General features: G+C 51.2%; 15 protein-coding genes. 8 read left to right on the top strand and 7 right to left on the bottom strand.

Annotated features, from left to right (window positions below):
• Positions 1 to 37 precede the first annotated feature (37 nt).
• The gene (locus CRP01_RS03245; protein WP_099148563.1) at positions 38 to 1,711 is read left to right on the top strand and encodes a tetratricopeptide repeat protein; all 1,674 of its coding nucleotides are present in this window, start codon (positions 38 to 40) and stop codon (positions 1,709 to 1,711) included.
• Positions 1,712 to 1,744: 33 nt separating this feature from the next.
• On the opposite strand, the gene CRP01_RS03240 is transcribed toward CRP01_RS03245, so the two are convergent.
• Genes CRP01_RS03240 through CRP01_RS03230 form a run of 3 tightly spaced genes read right to left on the bottom strand, consistent with a single transcriptional unit; the run spans position 1,745 to position 5,165 of the window.
• Complete coding sequence (locus tag CRP01_RS03240; RefSeq protein WP_099148562.1) at positions 1,745 to 3,247, bottom strand: alpha-amylase family glycosyl hydrolase; 1,503 nt, start codon at positions 3,245 to 3,247, stop codon at positions 1,745 to 1,747.
• Complete coding sequence (locus CRP01_RS03235; RefSeq protein ID WP_099148561.1) at positions 3,240 to 4,040, bottom strand: alpha/beta fold hydrolase; 801 nt, start codon at positions 4,038 to 4,040, stop codon at positions 3,240 to 3,242. The genes CRP01_RS03240 and CRP01_RS03235 overlap by 8 nt, the downstream gene beginning before the upstream one ends.
• A gap of 9 nt (positions 4,041 to 4,049) precedes the next feature.
• Positions 4,050 to 5,165, bottom strand: coding sequence for a tRNA-queuosine alpha-mannosyltransferase domain-containing protein (locus CRP01_RS03230; RefSeq protein ID WP_099148560.1), 1,116 nt, complete (start codon positions 5,163 to 5,165; stop codon positions 4,050 to 4,052).
• A 127-nt stretch (positions 5,166 to 5,292) separates the two neighbouring features.
• Here CRP01_RS03230 and CRP01_RS03225 point away from each other — a divergent pair, with 127 nt between their 5' ends.
• The 3 genes from CRP01_RS03225 to CRP01_RS03215 all read left to right on the top strand — a co-directional run bounded on the left by CRP01_RS03225 (position 5,293) and on the right by CRP01_RS03215 (position 8,347).
• Positions 5,293 to 6,525 (top strand): GAF domain-containing SpoIIE family protein phosphatase, encoded by a 1,233-nt coding sequence (locus CRP01_RS03225; RefSeq protein ID WP_233752616.1) that lies wholly within the window; start codon positions 5,293 to 5,295, stop codon positions 6,523 to 6,525.
• A 199-nt stretch (positions 6,526 to 6,724) separates the two neighbouring features.
• Entirely contained in the window at positions 6,725 to 7,540 is an 816-nt protein-coding gene (locus CRP01_RS03220; protein ID WP_099148617.1) for an NINE protein, read from the top strand.
• A 147-nt stretch (positions 7,541 to 7,687) separates the two neighbouring features.
• On the top strand, positions 7,688 to 8,347 hold the full coding sequence (locus tag CRP01_RS03215) for a CBS domain-containing protein (protein ID WP_099148558.1): 660 nt from the start codon (positions 7,688 to 7,690) through the stop codon (positions 8,345 to 8,347).
• 70 nt (positions 8,348 to 8,417) lie between these two features.
• On the opposite strand, the gene ruvC is transcribed toward CRP01_RS03215, so the two are convergent.
• Positions 8,418 to 8,984 carry a crossover junction endodeoxyribonuclease RuvC gene (gene ruvC / locus CRP01_RS03210; protein ID WP_099148557.1) on the bottom strand — a complete coding sequence of 189 codons (567 nt, stop codon included), beginning with the start codon at positions 8,982 to 8,984 and terminating at the stop codon, positions 8,418 to 8,420.
• A 33-nt stretch (positions 8,985 to 9,017) separates the two neighbouring features.
• Here ruvC and CRP01_RS03205 point away from each other — a divergent pair, with 33 nt between their 5' ends.
• From CRP01_RS03205 to CRP01_RS03195, 3 genes are read left to right on the top strand one after another with little or no spacing between them, the layout of a single operon-like run.
• On the top strand, positions 9,018 to 10,019 hold the full coding sequence (locus CRP01_RS03205; protein WP_099148556.1) for a lysylphosphatidylglycerol synthase transmembrane domain-containing protein: 1,002 nt from the start codon (positions 9,018 to 9,020) through the stop codon (positions 10,017 to 10,019).
• A gap of 14 nt (positions 10,020 to 10,033) precedes the next feature.
• Entirely contained in the window at positions 10,034 to 10,912 is an 879-nt protein-coding gene (locus CRP01_RS03200) for a DUF3108 domain-containing protein (RefSeq protein WP_099148555.1), read from the top strand.
• 8 nt (positions 10,913 to 10,920) lie between these two features.
• Positions 10,921 to 11,565 (top strand): DUF4230 domain-containing protein, encoded by a 645-nt coding sequence (locus tag CRP01_RS03195; protein ID WP_099148554.1) that lies wholly within the window; start codon positions 10,921 to 10,923, stop codon positions 11,563 to 11,565.
• Between the two features lie 116 nt (positions 11,566 to 11,681).
• On the opposite strand, the gene CRP01_RS03190 is transcribed toward CRP01_RS03195, so the two are convergent.
• Together CRP01_RS03190 and CRP01_RS03185 are read right to left on the bottom strand one after the other, a co-directional pair.
• The gene (locus CRP01_RS03190; RefSeq protein WP_099148553.1) at positions 11,682 to 13,046 is read right to left on the bottom strand and encodes a DUF5723 family protein; all 1,365 of its coding nucleotides are present in this window, start codon (positions 13,044 to 13,046) and stop codon (positions 11,682 to 11,684) included.
• Between the two features lie 98 nt (positions 13,047 to 13,144).
• Positions 13,145 to 14,692, bottom strand: coding sequence for a hypothetical protein (locus CRP01_RS03185; RefSeq protein WP_099148552.1), 1,548 nt, complete (start codon positions 14,690 to 14,692; stop codon positions 13,145 to 13,147).
• Positions 14,693 to 15,012: 320 nt separating this feature from the next.
• Between CRP01_RS03185 and CRP01_RS03180 the strand changes: the two genes are divergently transcribed.
• On the top strand, positions 15,013 to 16,242 hold the full coding sequence (locus CRP01_RS03180; RefSeq protein WP_099148551.1) for a Pycsar system effector family protein: 1,230 nt from the start codon (positions 15,013 to 15,015) through the stop codon (positions 16,240 to 16,242).
• Positions 16,243 to 16,390: 148 nt separating this feature from the next.
• Here the strand turns inward: CRP01_RS03180 and CRP01_RS03175 are convergent, their stop codons facing one another.
• Positions 16,391 to 17,155, bottom strand: a complete 765-nt coding sequence (locus tag CRP01_RS03175) for an SGNH/GDSL hydrolase family protein (RefSeq protein WP_099148550.1) — start codon at positions 17,153 to 17,155, stop codon at positions 16,391 to 16,393.
• Positions 17,156 to 17,183: the final 28 nt, after the last annotated feature.

Here is a 17,183-nt window from a genome sequence, read left to right as displayed (position 1 = left end):
TTTCGCAAAAAAGACCGGAATTTCGTTATTTTGATGTGTGGAAAATAATGAACACATCAAACCGGAGAAGCGCCGCCTCCACCAATGGCGCTCGGCTTCTGCCCGTACCCTGGGCAGAAGCTGGTACTACGTTGAAAAGTATACCAACCTTCGAAAGCCGGAAGCCTGGCTGACGGTTCTATCCTCCTTGTTACTCCGTATCGGAGCCATCCTGCTGGTAGTCGGGCTGGTGCTTTTCCTCTGGAGGATGCTGAACTACGAAGGATATAACATCCAACAGTTCAGCGTACCCAAGCAACTGGAAGAAAACGGCTTTAGCGGTACGGTGATCGCCCGTCAACTGGAGGACCAGTATCTGCACCTGAAAAGTATTGCGGTCTCTATTAAGGAAGATTCGGTGCAGGCCGTGGGCGATGAGCAGCAGCCGGAACTGAATGTGGATGTCCTGGGCGTAGGACTTTCCCTGCGCAGTATCGGTTTCCATTTACGCGACCTGTTTGGCCGGGAGAATAATTTTATTCGCGGCGAGATCACCCAAACGGAAGAGAATCTGGCGCTGACCCTGCGGATGTCCGGCACGGATCCGGAAACGATGATCGAACCTCTGGACCAGGGGCGGAGAGAAGCCGTCAGGCGTTTACTGGAGCGAGCCGCTGAGTCCATCCTGAAAAATACGGATCCCTATCGCCTGGCCATTTACTACGACCATACCGGAAATTACAAACAGGGCATCAAGGTGGCCCAGGAAATGCTGATGCATCGCCCGTCCGAAGAACACTGGGCCTACCTGGCCTGGGGCGTTAATCTGGAAAGCCGGGGCCGTCACCAGGAAGCTCTGGGAAAATACGAACGGGCAATCGACGCCCGACCTGACTTCCCGCTCCCCTGGCTGCGAAAGGGATATACCCTGCGGCGTCTGGGGCGAAACGAAGAAGCCATTGAGTTTCTCGGCAAAGCAACGGATCTGAAGCCGGAGGAGAGCAGCTACTGGAATGCGTACGGAATTGCACTTTATTTTGCCAAGCGATACGATGAGGCCGATCTCGCTTTTCAAAAGGCGGAAGAGTTCGCCGGCGATAATACGGCCTGGTTGTTCAACTGGGCCGATAAAAAAGCCGGGCAGGGCCAAATCCAGGAGGCCATAGAGATCGTCGACCGGGCCATTCTAAAAGCGGAGCAAAATAACAAACTGGTTGAGGAGATCGACGCCCGGTTGTTTAAGGCCGTATTGCAGATGGATACGGTGCAAATGAATAATTATGCAGACATCAAGCTGGCCATCGATCCGGGCAATATTTACAATTTGAACCTGATCTCTACGGCTTATTTCCGGGCCAAAAGTTACCGCCGGATGATCCGGACCGGAAAAATGGCCATCGCTCTGGACGAGAATGCCGAACAGAGCCAACGCATTTTGAACCTGATGGCCATGTCCTATAATTTTATTGGCCAACCCGATTCTGGTCTCTATTATATCCGGCAATCTATCGAGAGGGATACAGCTACCGGCTATCCTTATTCCACACTGGCCGAAACTTACCACTATCTCGGGCAGCAGGACGCCTTCTACCAGACGCTGGAACTGGCTTTACAAAAGGGAATGTCTCCTCAGAGTCTCCGAAAGGAAGACGAACCTTATAATGTGTATTGGGAAAAGCCACGGTTCAAGGAATTGATGGCACGCTACGACCCCAATCGTCTGAAAGATTGAATTACGTCAGTTCGGAAAATAAAGGGTAGTAGGTCAGCCCGCAGTATACTCGATAAACCGGTATTCGTAGGGGTACAACTTAACCTCCAGCGTGAGCGAACTGTGCGGATAACTCAGGGCACGCCAGGGTTCGGACAGCTTCAATTTGTCGGCATCCGGAAAGGCGGATAAACGCCCCGGAACGGTTTGATTGGAATAATTGACCACAACGATCAGGTGTTCCTTTTTCATTTGCCATTTCCACGCTAGTATTTGTTCCTGCCCTTCCTCTACTTCTATCTGCTCCCAGGTACCTTTCTGAAAAATAGGCTTTTGCAGGTACTGCAGCAGCTTTTCGTAAAATGCGTAGGTACACTTGCACACCGGACGGATCCACTCCGTGAGTTGTTGCTGGTAGAGATATTCGGATTGTACGCAGGTGCAGGCCGCCTCCAGTGGTTCGCGACCGAGCTGTACGGGCAGACGCACCCTTTTCCCTTCCCACTGTCCGTCGTGGAAAAAACGCATGCCGGGCAGGGTGTAAGTGATCACCGCTGCCGCTTCGGCCTCCCGGGTATTGACCCGGCTGAGGATCCGGTCTTCATCGTGATTTTCCAGAAATCGAACGGATCGGTCCCGAAAATCCGGATCGGCAAACAAATGGCCGCGAACGGAACCGACATTGCCCTCGTGGAGGCGGTCCAGTAAGCGTTTATCGTAGGTGTAATCAAAACCCAACTGCTGCAGTTGCCACTCCAGGTCCCAGTAAGCTTCGGCGATGAAGTGAAAGTCGGGAAATTTAGCTTTGACACGGGAAATAGTCCGGTCCCAGAATTCGGTATTGCGATCGGCAAAACCGGTCGTATGACGCCAGGTACTTTCAAAAACCGTATTGAGCATCAGCATGGCCATATCGCAACGGACACCGTCGCAGACCGCTCCGAGTTTCATCAGTTGATCGCTCATGAAGTCCCGGGCGCGGTTGTCGAAATAATTCACCTGAATGGTGTCTTTCCAGGCCGGAAAGTAGGGATCGCGCCCGTGTGCCCAGATCTTTCCATCGTGACGGTAGAAAGTGGCCGGATCGGATTCCAGATGGGTTTCCTCACCGGGCAGAAATACCCCGGGGTGATCCGCTATCAGGCTGCTTTCAGCGTGGAAATGATTGGGAACAAAATCGAGAATGAGCCGCATTCCCCGCGCGTGCAGCTTATCGCGCAGACCGGCCAGGTCTTCCCAGCTGCCGATACCGGCCGCCGGTTCGTACTGATCGATGGCGTAGGGGGAGCCGATGACATCTTTTTTACTCCAGTCGGGCAGGGCATAACGGTAAGCGTCCTGCAAACCGTCTTCCAGGGCGTATTTCAGGATCTGATCGTGGCCAACGGTTTTCCAGATGCCCATCATCCAGACGTATTCGATGCCTTTTTCCTGCAGATAATCCCAGTAAGTATCCGGGATCTGCGGGAGACGTGCCGGCAGGCCGGGCTGATCGAATTTGTGTAACCAGACCCGGGTATTGATCTCGTAAAGAGCGGGATAGCGTTGCTTATCCATTTTGGCAGAATTGGACGAACTGACGAACGATACTTTGCGTTTGCTTGGTGGCCTCGAACATCCCCATATGGCCTACTTTTTCCAGAATGTGGATGTCGGCCCGGGCGGGCAGATGGGTTTGGGCCATGCTGTTTTCCCAGCTTATGGCGCCATCCAGTTTGCCGATGATAAAGAGTACCGGACATTGAAGCCCGCTCAGCACTGGTGAACGATCCGGCCGGTTTTTCATAGCGGCCAGAGCGGCAGTGATCCCCTGGGGGGCGTACTGGGAAGCCCGAAAGGACAATTTCTCGATCAGAAAGGTATTACTGTTGATAAAGTTGGGTGCAAACAAGCCCGGGATGGTCTGTTTGACGTAGAGCGCCGAACCCTGCCGGTTGATGAAGTCTATACTTTTCTGACGGTTGGCTTTTTTCTCTTCGCTGTCGGCCATCGCCTGGGAGTGGAACATGCCCAATCCCAGCAGCCGTTCCGGATATTTCTCCGCGAAGGCCAGACTGACGTAACCTCCCATGGAATGCCCGATCATCACCACCTCATTCAGTTTGAGGGCATCCAGTACGGTCAGGACGGCATCGGCCATTCCGGCAATGGAAATGTCTTCAATGACGTCCGAACTGCCGAAGCCGGGAAGGTCAATGACAATAACCCGGTATTTTTCTTCCAAAAGGTCCTGTTTGAAGTCATCCCAGATCCGGCTGTCTTCACAAAACCCGTGCAGAAAAACGACTGCGGGGCCTTTCCCTTTGGCATTGTAACTGATGCGATGCCCCTGATAGGTGGTGTGTTTCATGTAGCTTGTTTACTGATGTGCCGACGCTAACTGCTCCATTCGCCGGTCGTAATCGGTGGCTAAAATACGCCAATCATAGTGGGCTACAAAATCAGAGTAGGAAGTATTGTCGGACCGGGCCCTGATTTTTGGAAGCACTTCCAGCAGTCGGGGCAGCAGATCATCATCCTTTGCGTACAGATGCCGGGGCCTCTCTTCCGCGGGGATATGCTCGGGGAAAGCCAGCCGGTCCGGCAGCAGCGGATAACAGCCGGCATAGATGGCTTCCACGGCGCTGCCGCCAAAAAAGTCCTGATTGCTGGTGACGGGTAGCAGGTCGGCGAGTTGGAGCCAGGCGGCATAGCCTGAGCGGTTGTCGGCATAACCGAAGTGCAAGACGTGGTCCGCCAGTTCCTGTTTCGCAGTTTTAAAGATCTTCGGACTGTGCCGGAAAGCTTCACCCAGCACTACCAGGCGAAAGTCCTGGCCGGTGGTTTTGAGGCGCAGGAGCGTATCGAAAAACAATTCCGGATTTTTATCGTATTCCCAACGGTGGTTCCAGAGGATGACCGGTTCAGCCGGCCGGTCCGGTAGCGACGGTTGATCGAGCGACTGGAGATCCAGGCCCAGAGGCAGTACTTCGCTTTTGGTGCGGATCGAATCAATGAGATCGCTTTCCCGGTGATCGGGGAATTGCCCGAGAAATTCCGGTAGGGCCTCCAGAAAGCTGCGCCGGTGGTATTCCGAATTGAAAAAGACCCGGTCGGCGGCCAGCGCACTGGTGTAGTTGATGAATCCGTATTGATTGTTGCGCTGGAGCTTGGGATCTTCATCCGCCGGCGACCACGGATAGGTGATCTGGTTTTCGTGAAAATAGAGGGCAACGGGTATCCCGGCGGACTTTTTACGGCTCAAACTCAGAAAGGTTGGCAGATCGAGCATGTCGGAGGCAAGGATAAGGTCCGGTTGTGCGTTAGATTCCAGGAATTGTCTCGCCAGACTCACCGCCCCACCGTACATACGCCACTTCCAGTACCGGCCAGGCAGGCTTATGATCTGCACCTGATGGCGACTGAATTTCCGGAATCCTTCCGCCCATTGCCGGTGGCTTCCGGTAAAAAATGGCTCGATCAACAGAATTTGCATGCGAGTTTAGCGTTTTGGCAAAAAAAGCGCATAAATGACGCTTTTCCTAACGTACTGAGGCAACTTCTTTTACTATATTTACCCACAAGCGTAAATTATGCCTGATTTAACAAAAATAAAAACCGGATTGTCCAAGATAGAAGCACTGGAACGGGAGCTTAACCTCAAGCAACTGCAGATCAACCGTTTGCTGAATATCACTCAGGCGATTAACAACAATGTTTCGGCGGAGGGTCTATTCAATATGTACCGTTCTTTTCTGAGCTGGGAAGTGGGGATCAAGAAGATGGTGCTGTTTATCAAAAAGGGCAACCAGTGGCTGAGTGCCACTTCTATCGGCATCGATGAAGCGCTGTTTACCGATGATATTCCCCGGCATTTTCACAAATTCGCCAGCATTAACAACATCGACGAAACGGATCATCCTTTTTTTCGGGAGTTCGATGTCGTTATTCCGGTCATGCACAAGGATACCGCTATTGCTTACGTATTTATCGGTGGCTTCGGGGAAGAGGATGATATGTACAATAAGATCCAGTTCATCACCACCATCACGAACATCATTGCGGTAGCGATCGAAAATAAACGCCTTTTCCGGCGCCAGTTGGAGCAGGAACGCCTCAAACGCGAAATGGAACTGGCCAGTGAAATGCAGCGCATGCTGATCCCGCAGAGCCTGCCGAGTAAGGACTGTTATGAACTCAGCAGTATCTACAAACCACAGCTGGGAGTAGGTGGGGACTATTTCGATTTCCTGGAATTTGAAGACGGTAAGATCGTTTTTTGTGTAGGAGATATTTCGGGTAAGGGCATGGCGGCAGCCCTGCTGATGGCCAATTTCCAGGCTAACTTTTATACCCTGGTGAATAAGCGCACCAACCTGATCGAGTTCATTCACGACCTGAACCTGTCCGTCAACCGGATCACGATGGGGGAGCGTTTTATTACTTTTTTCATTGCCCAGTACGATATCCATACGCGGGAGCTCCGGTACATCAACGCCGGCCACAATCCGCCGGTACTGGTTACGAACGATGAGGTGATCCTGCTCAATAAAGGCTGTACTATACTGGGGTCTTTTGGTGAACTCCCGGAAGTGGAAGTAGGCAGCCTCTATCTGGAAAATGAAGCCATTATTCTGGCCTTCACCGACGGATTGACGGACCTGAGGAACGCCGCCGGAGATTTTCTCAACGAACAAATGCTGTACAATTTCGTAAGAAAACACTACCAGTTGTCCGCTTCGGCTTTCAACGATAAACTGGTGGAACGGCTGGGCGTTTTTACCGGAGATCAGGACTATCCGGATGACTTCACAGTACTGACCTGTAAGATCTTTTTACCTCCGGTGACCTGTTAAAAAGTAAGCACCAGCGGAGCTGAAATTATAAAGTACGAATACCAAAAATTCCATATCTCTGTCGTTTATCTTTTAATTACAGCGTCTTATCTAATGTATTTAAAAAAACTAAATTCCCGGGGTATCTATGTTATTTTGAACGGAAGGCGGTATTTGACCGTTTACTAAATAGCGACACAGCTGTAAAAGAGCGTAAAGCATGAAGGACAAGAACGTAGCCGGTATTTTAGCCCTGTTTTTCGGATGGTTGGGCATTCACCGTTTCTATCTCGGACAGATCGGCTTGGGGATCGTATACCTGTTTTTTTTCTGGATCTCCTGGATCATTGCCCTGATTGATGCGATCGCCCTCTTTGCGATGGACGAAGATGAATTCAACCGGAAATACAACCGGGCCTATTTTCGTCAGCAGGAAGCCGGGTATAGCCGCTACGACCGTCGCCGGGAGCGTGAATATCGCCGTGAGGAAAGAACGCAGCGCCGGACGGAAGAACGACCCCGGAGAAGCAACCGGTCGACGAGCCGCACGCAAACCCAGACCCGGGAATACCAGCGCCGGCCCAAACCCCGCCGCGAAAACCCGTTCAAGGCGAGCGGCATTCAGAAGTTCAAGGATTTTGACTACGATGGCTCTATCCGGGATTTCAATAAAGCCCTGGAGATCGCACCTAAAGATATTGCTATACACTTCAATCTAGCCTGTGCCCATTCTCTAACCGAAAATGCAGATAAAGCCTTTTTCCATCTGGATAAGGCTGTTGCCAATGGTTTCGATGATTTCAAGCGGATCAAAGAACACGATGCCCTGGCATTTTTGCGCATACAGGATCAATTCGATCAGTTCGAAGCCAACGGATTTCGGCTGACCCCCCAACTGGATGCACCGAAAGAAGATCTGTTGAGCTCTCCAAGAGGAGATCTATTGGAGCAGTTGAAGCGCTTGGGAGATCTCAGAGAAAAAGGATTGCTAACGGAAGAAGAATTTGTCGCCCAGAAGAAAAAGCTCCTGGATTAAGCACTTTCCAGAGAACTGTTCTTGCCAGGAAAAAGCATTCAGCAGAGGGTGCTAAACAGAATTTAACATTTTGAAAATCAAGCTCTATTCCCTAGCAATCATTATTTAGTGTAAATTTAGTCTGTACCTAATTCTTGCGGAACGACAATGATTGCAGAAACACTCTTATCGAATACGATCATTCCTTTGCGTACTTCGGACACCGGAGAGGAAGCACTGGGAATGATGAACGACTTTTACGTCCGGCACCTACCGGTAGTCAATAATGAACAACTACTGGGCCTCATGTCGGAAGACGATATCCTGAACTACGATGTGGAAGAGCCGATCGGCTCGTACGGTTTATCGGCGCCTACGCCCTGCGTACGGCTGGATGATCATATCTACGAGGTCATGCGCATGCTGGCGGAATATCACCTCACCGTTATCCCGGTGGTGGATGAAAGCGCCAATTATGCCGGCTTGATCACGCTGGAAGACCTAATGCGCTTTTTTGCGGAGACGGCATCCTTCAAGGATCCGGGAAGTATCCTGGTGCTCGAAATGACGCGGATGGATTATTCCCTCTCAGAGATCGCCCGGATCGTGGAATCCGAAAGCGCCGTGATCCTGAATGCCTTTGTGCACAGCTATTCGGATTCGGCCGCGATCGACGTTACCCTGAAGATCAACCGGCAGGATATCCTTTCCATTATCAGTACCTTCGAGCGCTACGACTACAATATCAAGGCTTCTTTCAACGAATCGGAATACATGGATGCGCTGAAAGATCGATACGATGCCCTGATCTCTTACCTGAATGTGTAGCCGGACGTGAGGTGTGGCGTATAGAGCGGGAACCAAGAACAGAAGTTCCCGCTCCATACGTTATGCCCGCTCATTTCTTTACCCGCTTCGGGTTATTCTTGATAAAAGCGTCCCACCCGCTATACCGTTTCCCCCCTCCCGGAAAGGCTTTTGATTGGTAATAATGACAAACGGCGGCCGCCAAAGCATCCGTAGCGTCCAGATAGTGGTCGCTGAGGTCGATGCGGAAAGTTTGTGTGAGCATAGCCGCGACCTGCTCTTTGGCCGCATTACCGTTGCCGGTAACGGACTGTTTGATCTTTTTGGGCGAGTATTCCGTAATTTCCAGTCCTTTGGTGATCGCGGCGGCCATGGCTACTCCCTGGGCGCGCCCGAGTTTGAGCATAGACTGGGGGTTTTTGCCGTAGAAGGGCGCTTCGATGGCCATTTCGGTCGGTCCGTACACATCGATGATCACCTGAATGCGTTCGAAGATGCGCTTGAGTTTCAGTTCCTGTTCCTTGAATTGTTTGAGGTGTACTACGCCCAGTTCCAGCAACTGCAGTTTTTTACCATTCACTTCGATAATGGCAAATCCCAGTATATTTGTACCCGGATCCACTCCTAATAAACGATATGGTGCAGTTGTATCTGACATTTTGGATTTAGACACGCTCTAAAATTTTTCGACTTGATCACCCAAGCCAAAATACGCTCTTTTTTAGCGAAACCCACGCATCGAAAGTGGATATTCACGATATTAAAGGTGCTTATACTGGTCTTACTGACCTGGGCGATCTACCACCAGGTATTCCAGCGGAAGGACCTGGGGGCGGTTTTATCCGGCTTTCGCGAGCACTTCCGCTGGGAGCGTTCCGGTTGGATCTTCCTGGCCATTCTACTGATGCCGCTGAACTGGGGACTGGAAACCTACAAATGGCGCTACCTGCTGCAGCCGGAACTCCATTTACCATTCTTTACCGCTTTGCGCAGCATCCTGGCGGGTATTTCCGTTTCTTTATTTACACCCAACCGCATCGGGGAATACGGTGGTCGTTTATTATTGATACCGGCATCGAAAAGCTGGCTTGGCCTGTCGGCCACATTTATCGGCAGCGTAGCCCAGTGGGTGGTGCTGCTGCTGGCCGGTTGCTGGGGGATCGCGACGGTAGGTTTGGATCTGTGGCCCAAAATGGCTATCTATTACCAAAGTTTTGGCTGGTTGTTATGGGGGATCGCGCTGGTGTTACCCATCCTGTATATACACATCGGACGCCTGTCGGACTGGCTAAAACGCCTGCAGTGGTTAAATAAACTTAAAGAACAGCAGCGGGTACAACTTCATTCCGGGCTGCAAAGTTATAAGAAGGACAAGCTGATGTGGGTATTGGCCATGGCCTTTGCCCGCTATGCGATCTACAGTAGTCAATACCTGCTTTTGCTGTACGGTTTTGGCTTTGAAATGGATCCGATACTGGGACTGGCGGGTATCGCCATGATTTTTCTGGTGCAGTCCAGTGTGCCGTTACCGCCGTTTTTGGCCCTGGTGGCCCGCGGTGAGCTGGCGCTGCTGCTGTGGTCCGAATACGGTGCAAATGAATTAGTTATACTGGCTTCGACCTTTTCATTATTCATAATAAACCTGATTGTCCCCGCGTTACTTGGTGGGGCAGCTATCGTCAAAACAAAGTGATAAAACATACCGAGATGAAAACATTGAACAAAACCCTGGTCATGACGATGTGCCTACCTCTGTTTATGGCATTCGCGCCATCGACCAGCATAAAAGCTCCCAATTCGAATACCGAATTTACCGCTCCGGTGGATCTGCGCCTGGAGGCGTGTACCATGGAGAACAATACCTTCAAGGGGGGCGAAGAAATTACTTACAAGCTTTATTATAACTGGAATTTCGTCTGGCTGTCCGCCGGAGAAGTCACCTTTCGCGTGCGGGATCTGGGCGATCAGTACCATATTTCGGCAGTAGGCCGCACGTATAAGTCCTACGAGTGGTTCTATAAAGTACGGGACTACTACGACACCTACGTCGATAAGGAAACGCTATTGCCTTCCATTTCGATCCGCAACATCCACGAAGGTGGATACCGCCTGTACGACAAAGTGACTTTTGATCGCGACCGGAACGTAGCCGTGGGACTACGGGGTAAAACCCGGGCGGAAGCCAAGGTGACGGAGTATAAGATCGACAACTGTATCCACGATATGCTGTCGATCGTCTATTATTCCCGCAATATTGACTTTGATAAATTAAATTCCGGTGCAGAATTCCCGATCAAGATCTTCCTGGATAAGGAGACTTATCCGCTGAAAGTAAAGTATTTCGGGACCGAAGACCGGAAAAAAGTAAAAGGTCAGGGCCGCTTCCAAACACACGTATTCAGTCCGCAACTGATCGCCGGAGACGTTTTTAAAGAAGACGATCAAATGAAAGTTTGGGTGTCCGCTGATCAGAACAAGGTGCCAATGCTGATCGAATCGCCGGTATCCGTCGGTTCGGTGAAAGCCGTACTGAAGAGCTATAAAGGCCTGAAGTACGAATTTGATGCAGACGCACTGGATGAATAACCACACTGATGTCTAAAAGAATATTCACTATTGTAGCCCTGGTGGCGGTTTTTGTGCTGGGGGTGATCATTACCCGCTGGTTCTACCGAGCCGAGCAGAAGGAGATCATTGAGAGCCAAAGCACCATTCTTTTGGATAAGGTCAGAGATGTGATGAAATTGGTCACGGTAGAGGCCAATTTCAATGAACTGTATAACGAAACCCGTACCCGGCCCGTCACTTTGTACCTGCCCCTGCCGAGTACCTTCAATTTTGATAAAAAAGCTATTCTGGAAGTAAGAGGGAAAGTCCTGGTCGGCTACGACTTGGAAGCGGTGAAGATCACCGCCGACAGTACTGATCGCGTGCTACGCCTGAGCAATCTTCCGGAACCGGAGATCCTTTCCATCGACCACCAGGTCGCATTTCGCAACCTGGAAGAAAGCTGGTTCAATTCTTTCACCGCCGAAGATTACACGTCGCTGAGCGCAAATGCCAAAGAAGTATTGCGCAAGAAAGTGATCGAAAGTCAGCTACTGGATCGGGCCCGCGATCAGGGCAACCGCATGATCGATGTGATCCGTTTTATGGCGGAATCCGCCGGTTGGACGGTAGAACTGGAACCGGGGATCGGAGAGGAACTCAAAGTACAGATCGATAGTATTTTGCGGTAAAGCCATAGCCTGCGAATTTTCTATCTTTTCTGTCCCAAAACTTAAACGACAACAGCCATTGCAGTTACTAGCGCTGCAATGGCTGTTGTCGTCTAAATAGGTATTAGATCAATTTTCTAGTAGATCGCCTCACCCCGGCCCGCCGGTCTGGTCTTACCGAACAACAGGCTGGTGCCCAGACGTACGTTGGCCGAATGGCTTTCCTTGGGCCGAATAGCCGTAAAGATATTATCCGTTGCCACCAGTATCCTGGCCGGCCCCAGTTGTAAACTAAGGTTGAGCCCCAGATTGCTGAACTGTTCGTGGCGATAAGCGAACGTACCGCCGATATTCAATTGCGGGATGATCTGAGTATTGGCCGCGAAGGCGAAAGCCGGCTCGGAAAGTCCGAATTCACCGTTCTCGTAGTAGACCAGCGCGCCCAGATGCCAGCTGTCGGTAAGCTGGTAGCCGGCATTGAGATAATATCGCTGGGGAAGAATGGTGGTGTAGGGATCGTTGGTCTCCACCGGATTATAGATCTCGCGCAGGGTGTCCAGTACCGAACCCAGTGCCTGATCATCCTCCAGAATATTCTGGGCCAGATCGAGCCCTACGTATTCGTAAGTCCCGTTCAGGCTGTAATTATGCACATCCTGTTTCCACTTGATGCCCGCACCGAGATCCAGTGCGCTGGCGGACAGGGTCAGTTTGCCGAGCTGTACACTGGCTCCCAGGTCGAAAGCCGTACCACTGTTCTTGCCAAACAGATTCTCGCCGGTCAGAGCACCGAAATTGAAAGCGACATCCAGTTCATTCCAACCGTCGTAGCGAAGTGAGCCGGCGGAATTGACGAGATAATCGGCGTCCAGAGTGAGCTGGTATACATCGTCATCGGTGGTCAGTTGCAGCAGATTGCGTTGGCTGGAAATACTGTTGAGGCCACTGAGGTATTTAACCCGGCCGCCCAGTGTAAAGGTCTGCGTGACTTCGAATACAAAGCCCAGGCTGAGTTCATGGTAGGTATTCATGTTGATCTGCGGCCCGAAACTCACCGTTTGACCGATGAATTGAGCGTTGCCCTGCCAGATCAGCTGGGGTAAGGTTTTCGGGTAGTTCAGAATGGCATTGGACCGCAGGCTGTGACCGAGGGTCAGCCAGATCTCACCCAGTTTGGCCCCGAAACTCAGGGTCTCGATGTCGAGATTTTCCAGGATCCGGTTCTGGACGCCCAGTTTGGCGATTGCGTTATCGATCTGCAGGGCCGTTTCGCCCAGTTCGTTGGTTCCGAAAAGGTCGTTGTAAACGATGTTGTTTACGCGGAGGTTATTGTAGAGGCCCGGCCCGCCGATCACGAATTTAGCGTCCGGCACCACGGCCGGATTCAGGCGGTTGGCCTGCCAGGTATTAGGAATGAGCAGCGTGCTCAATTCCTGTTGCTGGGCAAAAATGGTCGAAAAACTAACGACAAATAGAAATATAGTAAAAAGCGATTTACGCATAGGTTTTGGATTTTGAGGGATGCAAAAGTTAAGAAAAACGGGTGGGCGGTAGCCTGGCCGTTCAGTCTACTCGAATTGGCTAAACTGCCCCAGTTCAATTACTCGTTCTTAACTTTCAGGATGGCACCCATACGGATGTCGGTAGACTGGTCCTTGAGTACTTTTACGGAAACGCTACCGTCATTCACGGTGGAGAAAGCGGCGATCAGCAGTAATCTTTTGGCAGATTGCAGATTCTTGAACCGATCCTCCGGGATGTCGATGTATTTGACCTCCTGCGACGGACTCGTCACCTCTCCTTCGGCATTGACCGGAGCGGCGGCGATCACTCTTTCCTGGGTCTGCAACAGGGAATCGATGATGATGCCCTTTTCATTCATAAAATAACCCTGGATGTCCACGGAAAGCGGAAGACCGTTGTCCGTCACCATTTTAAATTCGGCGGCGCTCACCTTTCCGAAGGTGGAAAAATCCAACTCAAAAGTATCGCGGGCGATGAAACTGGACGCCTGACCGTAAAGGGGCAGATCCACATCGAGCCGGACATTATAATAACTGCTATCGGTAATGAAACCGCGGATCTCCGTCAGCTGATCCGGGTTGGTGAGTGCATTCACCTCGTAATCGACGGCGATCGGGCCGGAGCCCAATACCAGATCGATATTGGAGTTTTCCTTGGTGAACACAAAGTTTCCTTCCTTGACCTGGCCTTTTTCCGACAGGGTAGGGTACGGGAAGTCGATCCCTTCATCGATCAGGGTACTTTGGATGGGCAGGATCTCATTGCGAACGGTAAACACATTGAATACCTCAAATACCGAACGGGTAGGGATACCGAAAGAGTTTTCTACATTGACCGTGATCTTCGGCTCTTCAAAGTATACGTCTCCCTGCGTCCAGGAGTCGAAGAAATCGATGATGATGGTATCGCGGCCACCTTCGTAGATCTGATTGCCGAGGTAACCTTCCACGTAATAAAAATCGAGATCCTGAATGCGGATAAAAACGGTAGAGAGGTCTACCGGATTACCGTCCGGATCCAGCGCTTCGTAATCAATATAAACTACATCATCCGTCGGGATGATCTTGTAATCCTTAAGCGAAGCGGGTGTAAACAAGTTGGTGAAAAAGGGCTTGTCCCCACTGCCGCTGTAGGCCTGGATGGTACCACTAAATTCCATGGGTACCCCATTTTTGGTCACCTGCTGGGAAGAAATAGAAAACTTCACCGGAAAGGGGTGATCATTCTGTGCGGTGTAGTAAAATTCCCCTGCTTTCAGGTCGAGCCGGTCCATCTGCAGACCGTCCGGCGAGCTGAAAGGCAAGGCCTGGTGTTTTTCGGTAATGGGGATCAGCGGGACGCTGGCGATGGTTTGATTGATATTGGCAAAAACATCCGCACTGGTCTGGCGCAGTACATCTCCGCTGTACTGAAGGCGGATCAGGCCATCGGGATCCACTACCAGGGTCGTCCGGTCGTCCAGCTTTTCGAGCAGATCTTCCAGTGCAATGTTGGTATTTACGATGGGAATAGCGTACTCGGCCTGATAATCTACCTTGGTAATTTCTTCCAGTTCGTTGAATTGATTACAACTGATAAAAAGGAAAAGACAGCCTGCAAACAAATAGAGTAAATGACGATCCATAGCATAAATGTTTCGATGGTATAAACTAAAATACCTGGTATAAGTTGGCTCCGGATCAATGATCCGGCTTTGTAGGATGTTTTGTCAGAATAGCAAGAAGAATGGGTGTAGGTAGCGGGCTATTACTCTCAGTGTGAGCTACAAAATTACGCTATATAACGCAATCGTGCCGGAAAAATGTATCTAAATGGCGATAAATGATGAGTGATATATGACAGAGCTGGTTTTTTCGTTAGATTTTTTGAGCTGCTCCCCACTTGCATCATTTATCGCTCATTCACTAAAAAGTAGTATCTTTTCGCCAAAGATCAAGCTGATTTATGGAAATATCGGAAGCGAATACTTCAAAGTCTTTACCGGTATCCCCCCTTGTTGAGCAGGCCCGACAGTACGCCTGGGAAATGTTCGAGCAACACCGTGTGCCCAGACTGGTTTTTCATTCATTTCACTTTACCAGTGATCTGGTGGATACCGTTACCCTGCTGAGTGAGAAATCGGCAGCGCCGGAAGCGGAACGGGAACTGGCCCAGGTAGCGGCCTGGTTGCTGCCCACCGGATATCTGATCAACTACCAGGATCCGATCCATGCCAGCGAGCAACAAGCCCGGACTTTCCTGCGCCAGCAGAACGTTGAGCATTATCCCGAAGCACCCCTGGCGGAACTCATCGGCCGGGTCATGCGGAAACAAAAGCCGCAAACGCTGGCCGAACAGCTGCTTTCGGATGCCTACCAGATCGTAACCTTTATTGACCAGTACGAAAGCCGGCACGGCCTGATACGGCTGGAGCAGGAATTGATGCTGCAACGCCGGCACAATCGCCTGGAGTGGTCCCAACTGGAATTGCAGGAACTCCTGGGCGTGCGGTTATACACGCCCTACGCACGGATGCACTACGAGGGGCAACTGGCCGAACACATTCTGGGCCGCAAGCAACGGATCGAAAAGCTGAGCCGCCGGGAAAGCCTGGAACTGATCGCTAACGAGGGCACCGCTGTCCCCTTTCAGGGATTGGAAGGCGGCGATACGGCCCGGGCCATTCAGACGTTCTTTCGGGCCAATTACCGCAATCATATCAACCTGAGCGCCATTGCGGATAATAAGGCCAACATTATGATCAGCGTCAACTCCATCCTGATCAGTGTGTTGATCACTTTTTTGTCCTACCGGAATATCGGAGAGAACAATCCGGCTATACTGCTTCCGGTGGTGATCTTCATCGTTTCGGGGGCGGCTTCGCTGATTTTTGCCGTGCTTTCCGCCCGCCCGAAAGTAACCACTCTCAACCATAAGGGCCAACCCGCTCAGGACACACAAAAGAACATCGTCTTCTTCGGTAATTTCGTGCACCTGGACCTCGATCAGTACGAGTCGGCTATGGACGCTATTTTTCGCAGTGACGAGCTGATGTACGGCAACCTCACCCGCGACCTCTATTACCTCGGTAAAGTACTGGATCAAAAATACCGTTACCTCAGCGTATCCTATACGATCTTCATGATCGGTTTCGTGACAACGGTGCTGACTTTTTTGATCGTTTTGTTTTCGTGACGGTGCGAGGGCCGAAAGGGCATTGCCACGATGATTTGCTTCCGGTGGCACCATGTACCCGGAAGAACAAAAAAATAAAGGGAACGTGCCGGATAACACGTTCCCTTTATTCATAGCATTCCGGCCGCACTGCGGCACGATCTCACTTTTATCGCTTTAGCTTATTGTAACCCTCCATCCAGGTTGCGGCCATCAGGTGCGCACCGGCAATAGACGGGTGTACACCATCCGGGCACCAGTAGCCGACGGGGGCCGATTTCAGGGCCTCGGCGAAAACGCTGTGGTAGGGCAGGAAGACCGCACCGTAGTCACTGGCGATCGCCTTGGCTACCTTGCGGTATCCGTGAAACGCTTCCCACTTTTCGTCGATCGCGCGGCCGCCTTCTACGGCAAACGGCTCTCCGATGATCAGCTTCACATCGGGCAGTGCCTTTTTCGTGCGATCAAGCAGCGCCCGGTAGTCTCTTTCGTAGATATCAACCGTACCGTCGTAGTTGCCGTTCAGGGTGTGCCAGTAATCGTTCACACCGATGAGGATACTGAGAATATCGGGTTTGAGGCTCAGACAGTCAATATCCCAGCGATCGGCCAGTTGGAAAACCTTGTGGCCGCTGATACCGCGATTGTAGCACTGGTAGTTCTGCTCGGGATGAGTACCCAGCAGCTGCCCCACGATCTGCATGACGTAGCCGCGCCCCATACCACCGGCCTGATTGGCGTAGTACTGATCTTTACTGCGGCCGGCATCGGTGATGGAGTCTCCCTGGAAGACGACCACGGCTTCGTCCTTATCGAATGTTAATTTTTTGGGGTGTGGATTGTGGGCGCTTACCAGTTGGGGAATGACGGTAGCGCCGAGAGCGGTAAGACTGAGTTCCCTGAGGAAAGAACGACGGTTGGATTGGTTATTCATTGATCTAGCATGTAAAAGGGTGAAATGA

This window comes from Flavilitoribacter nigricans DSM 23189 = NBRC 102662 (assembly GCF_002646595.1).
Taxonomy (GTDB): Bacteria; Bacteroidota; Bacteroidia; order Chitinophagales; family Saprospiraceae; genus Flavilitoribacter; species Flavilitoribacter nigricans.
Note: the sequence above shows the minus strand (reverse complement) of the source record. Positions and strands in the feature narration are given on the sequence as shown.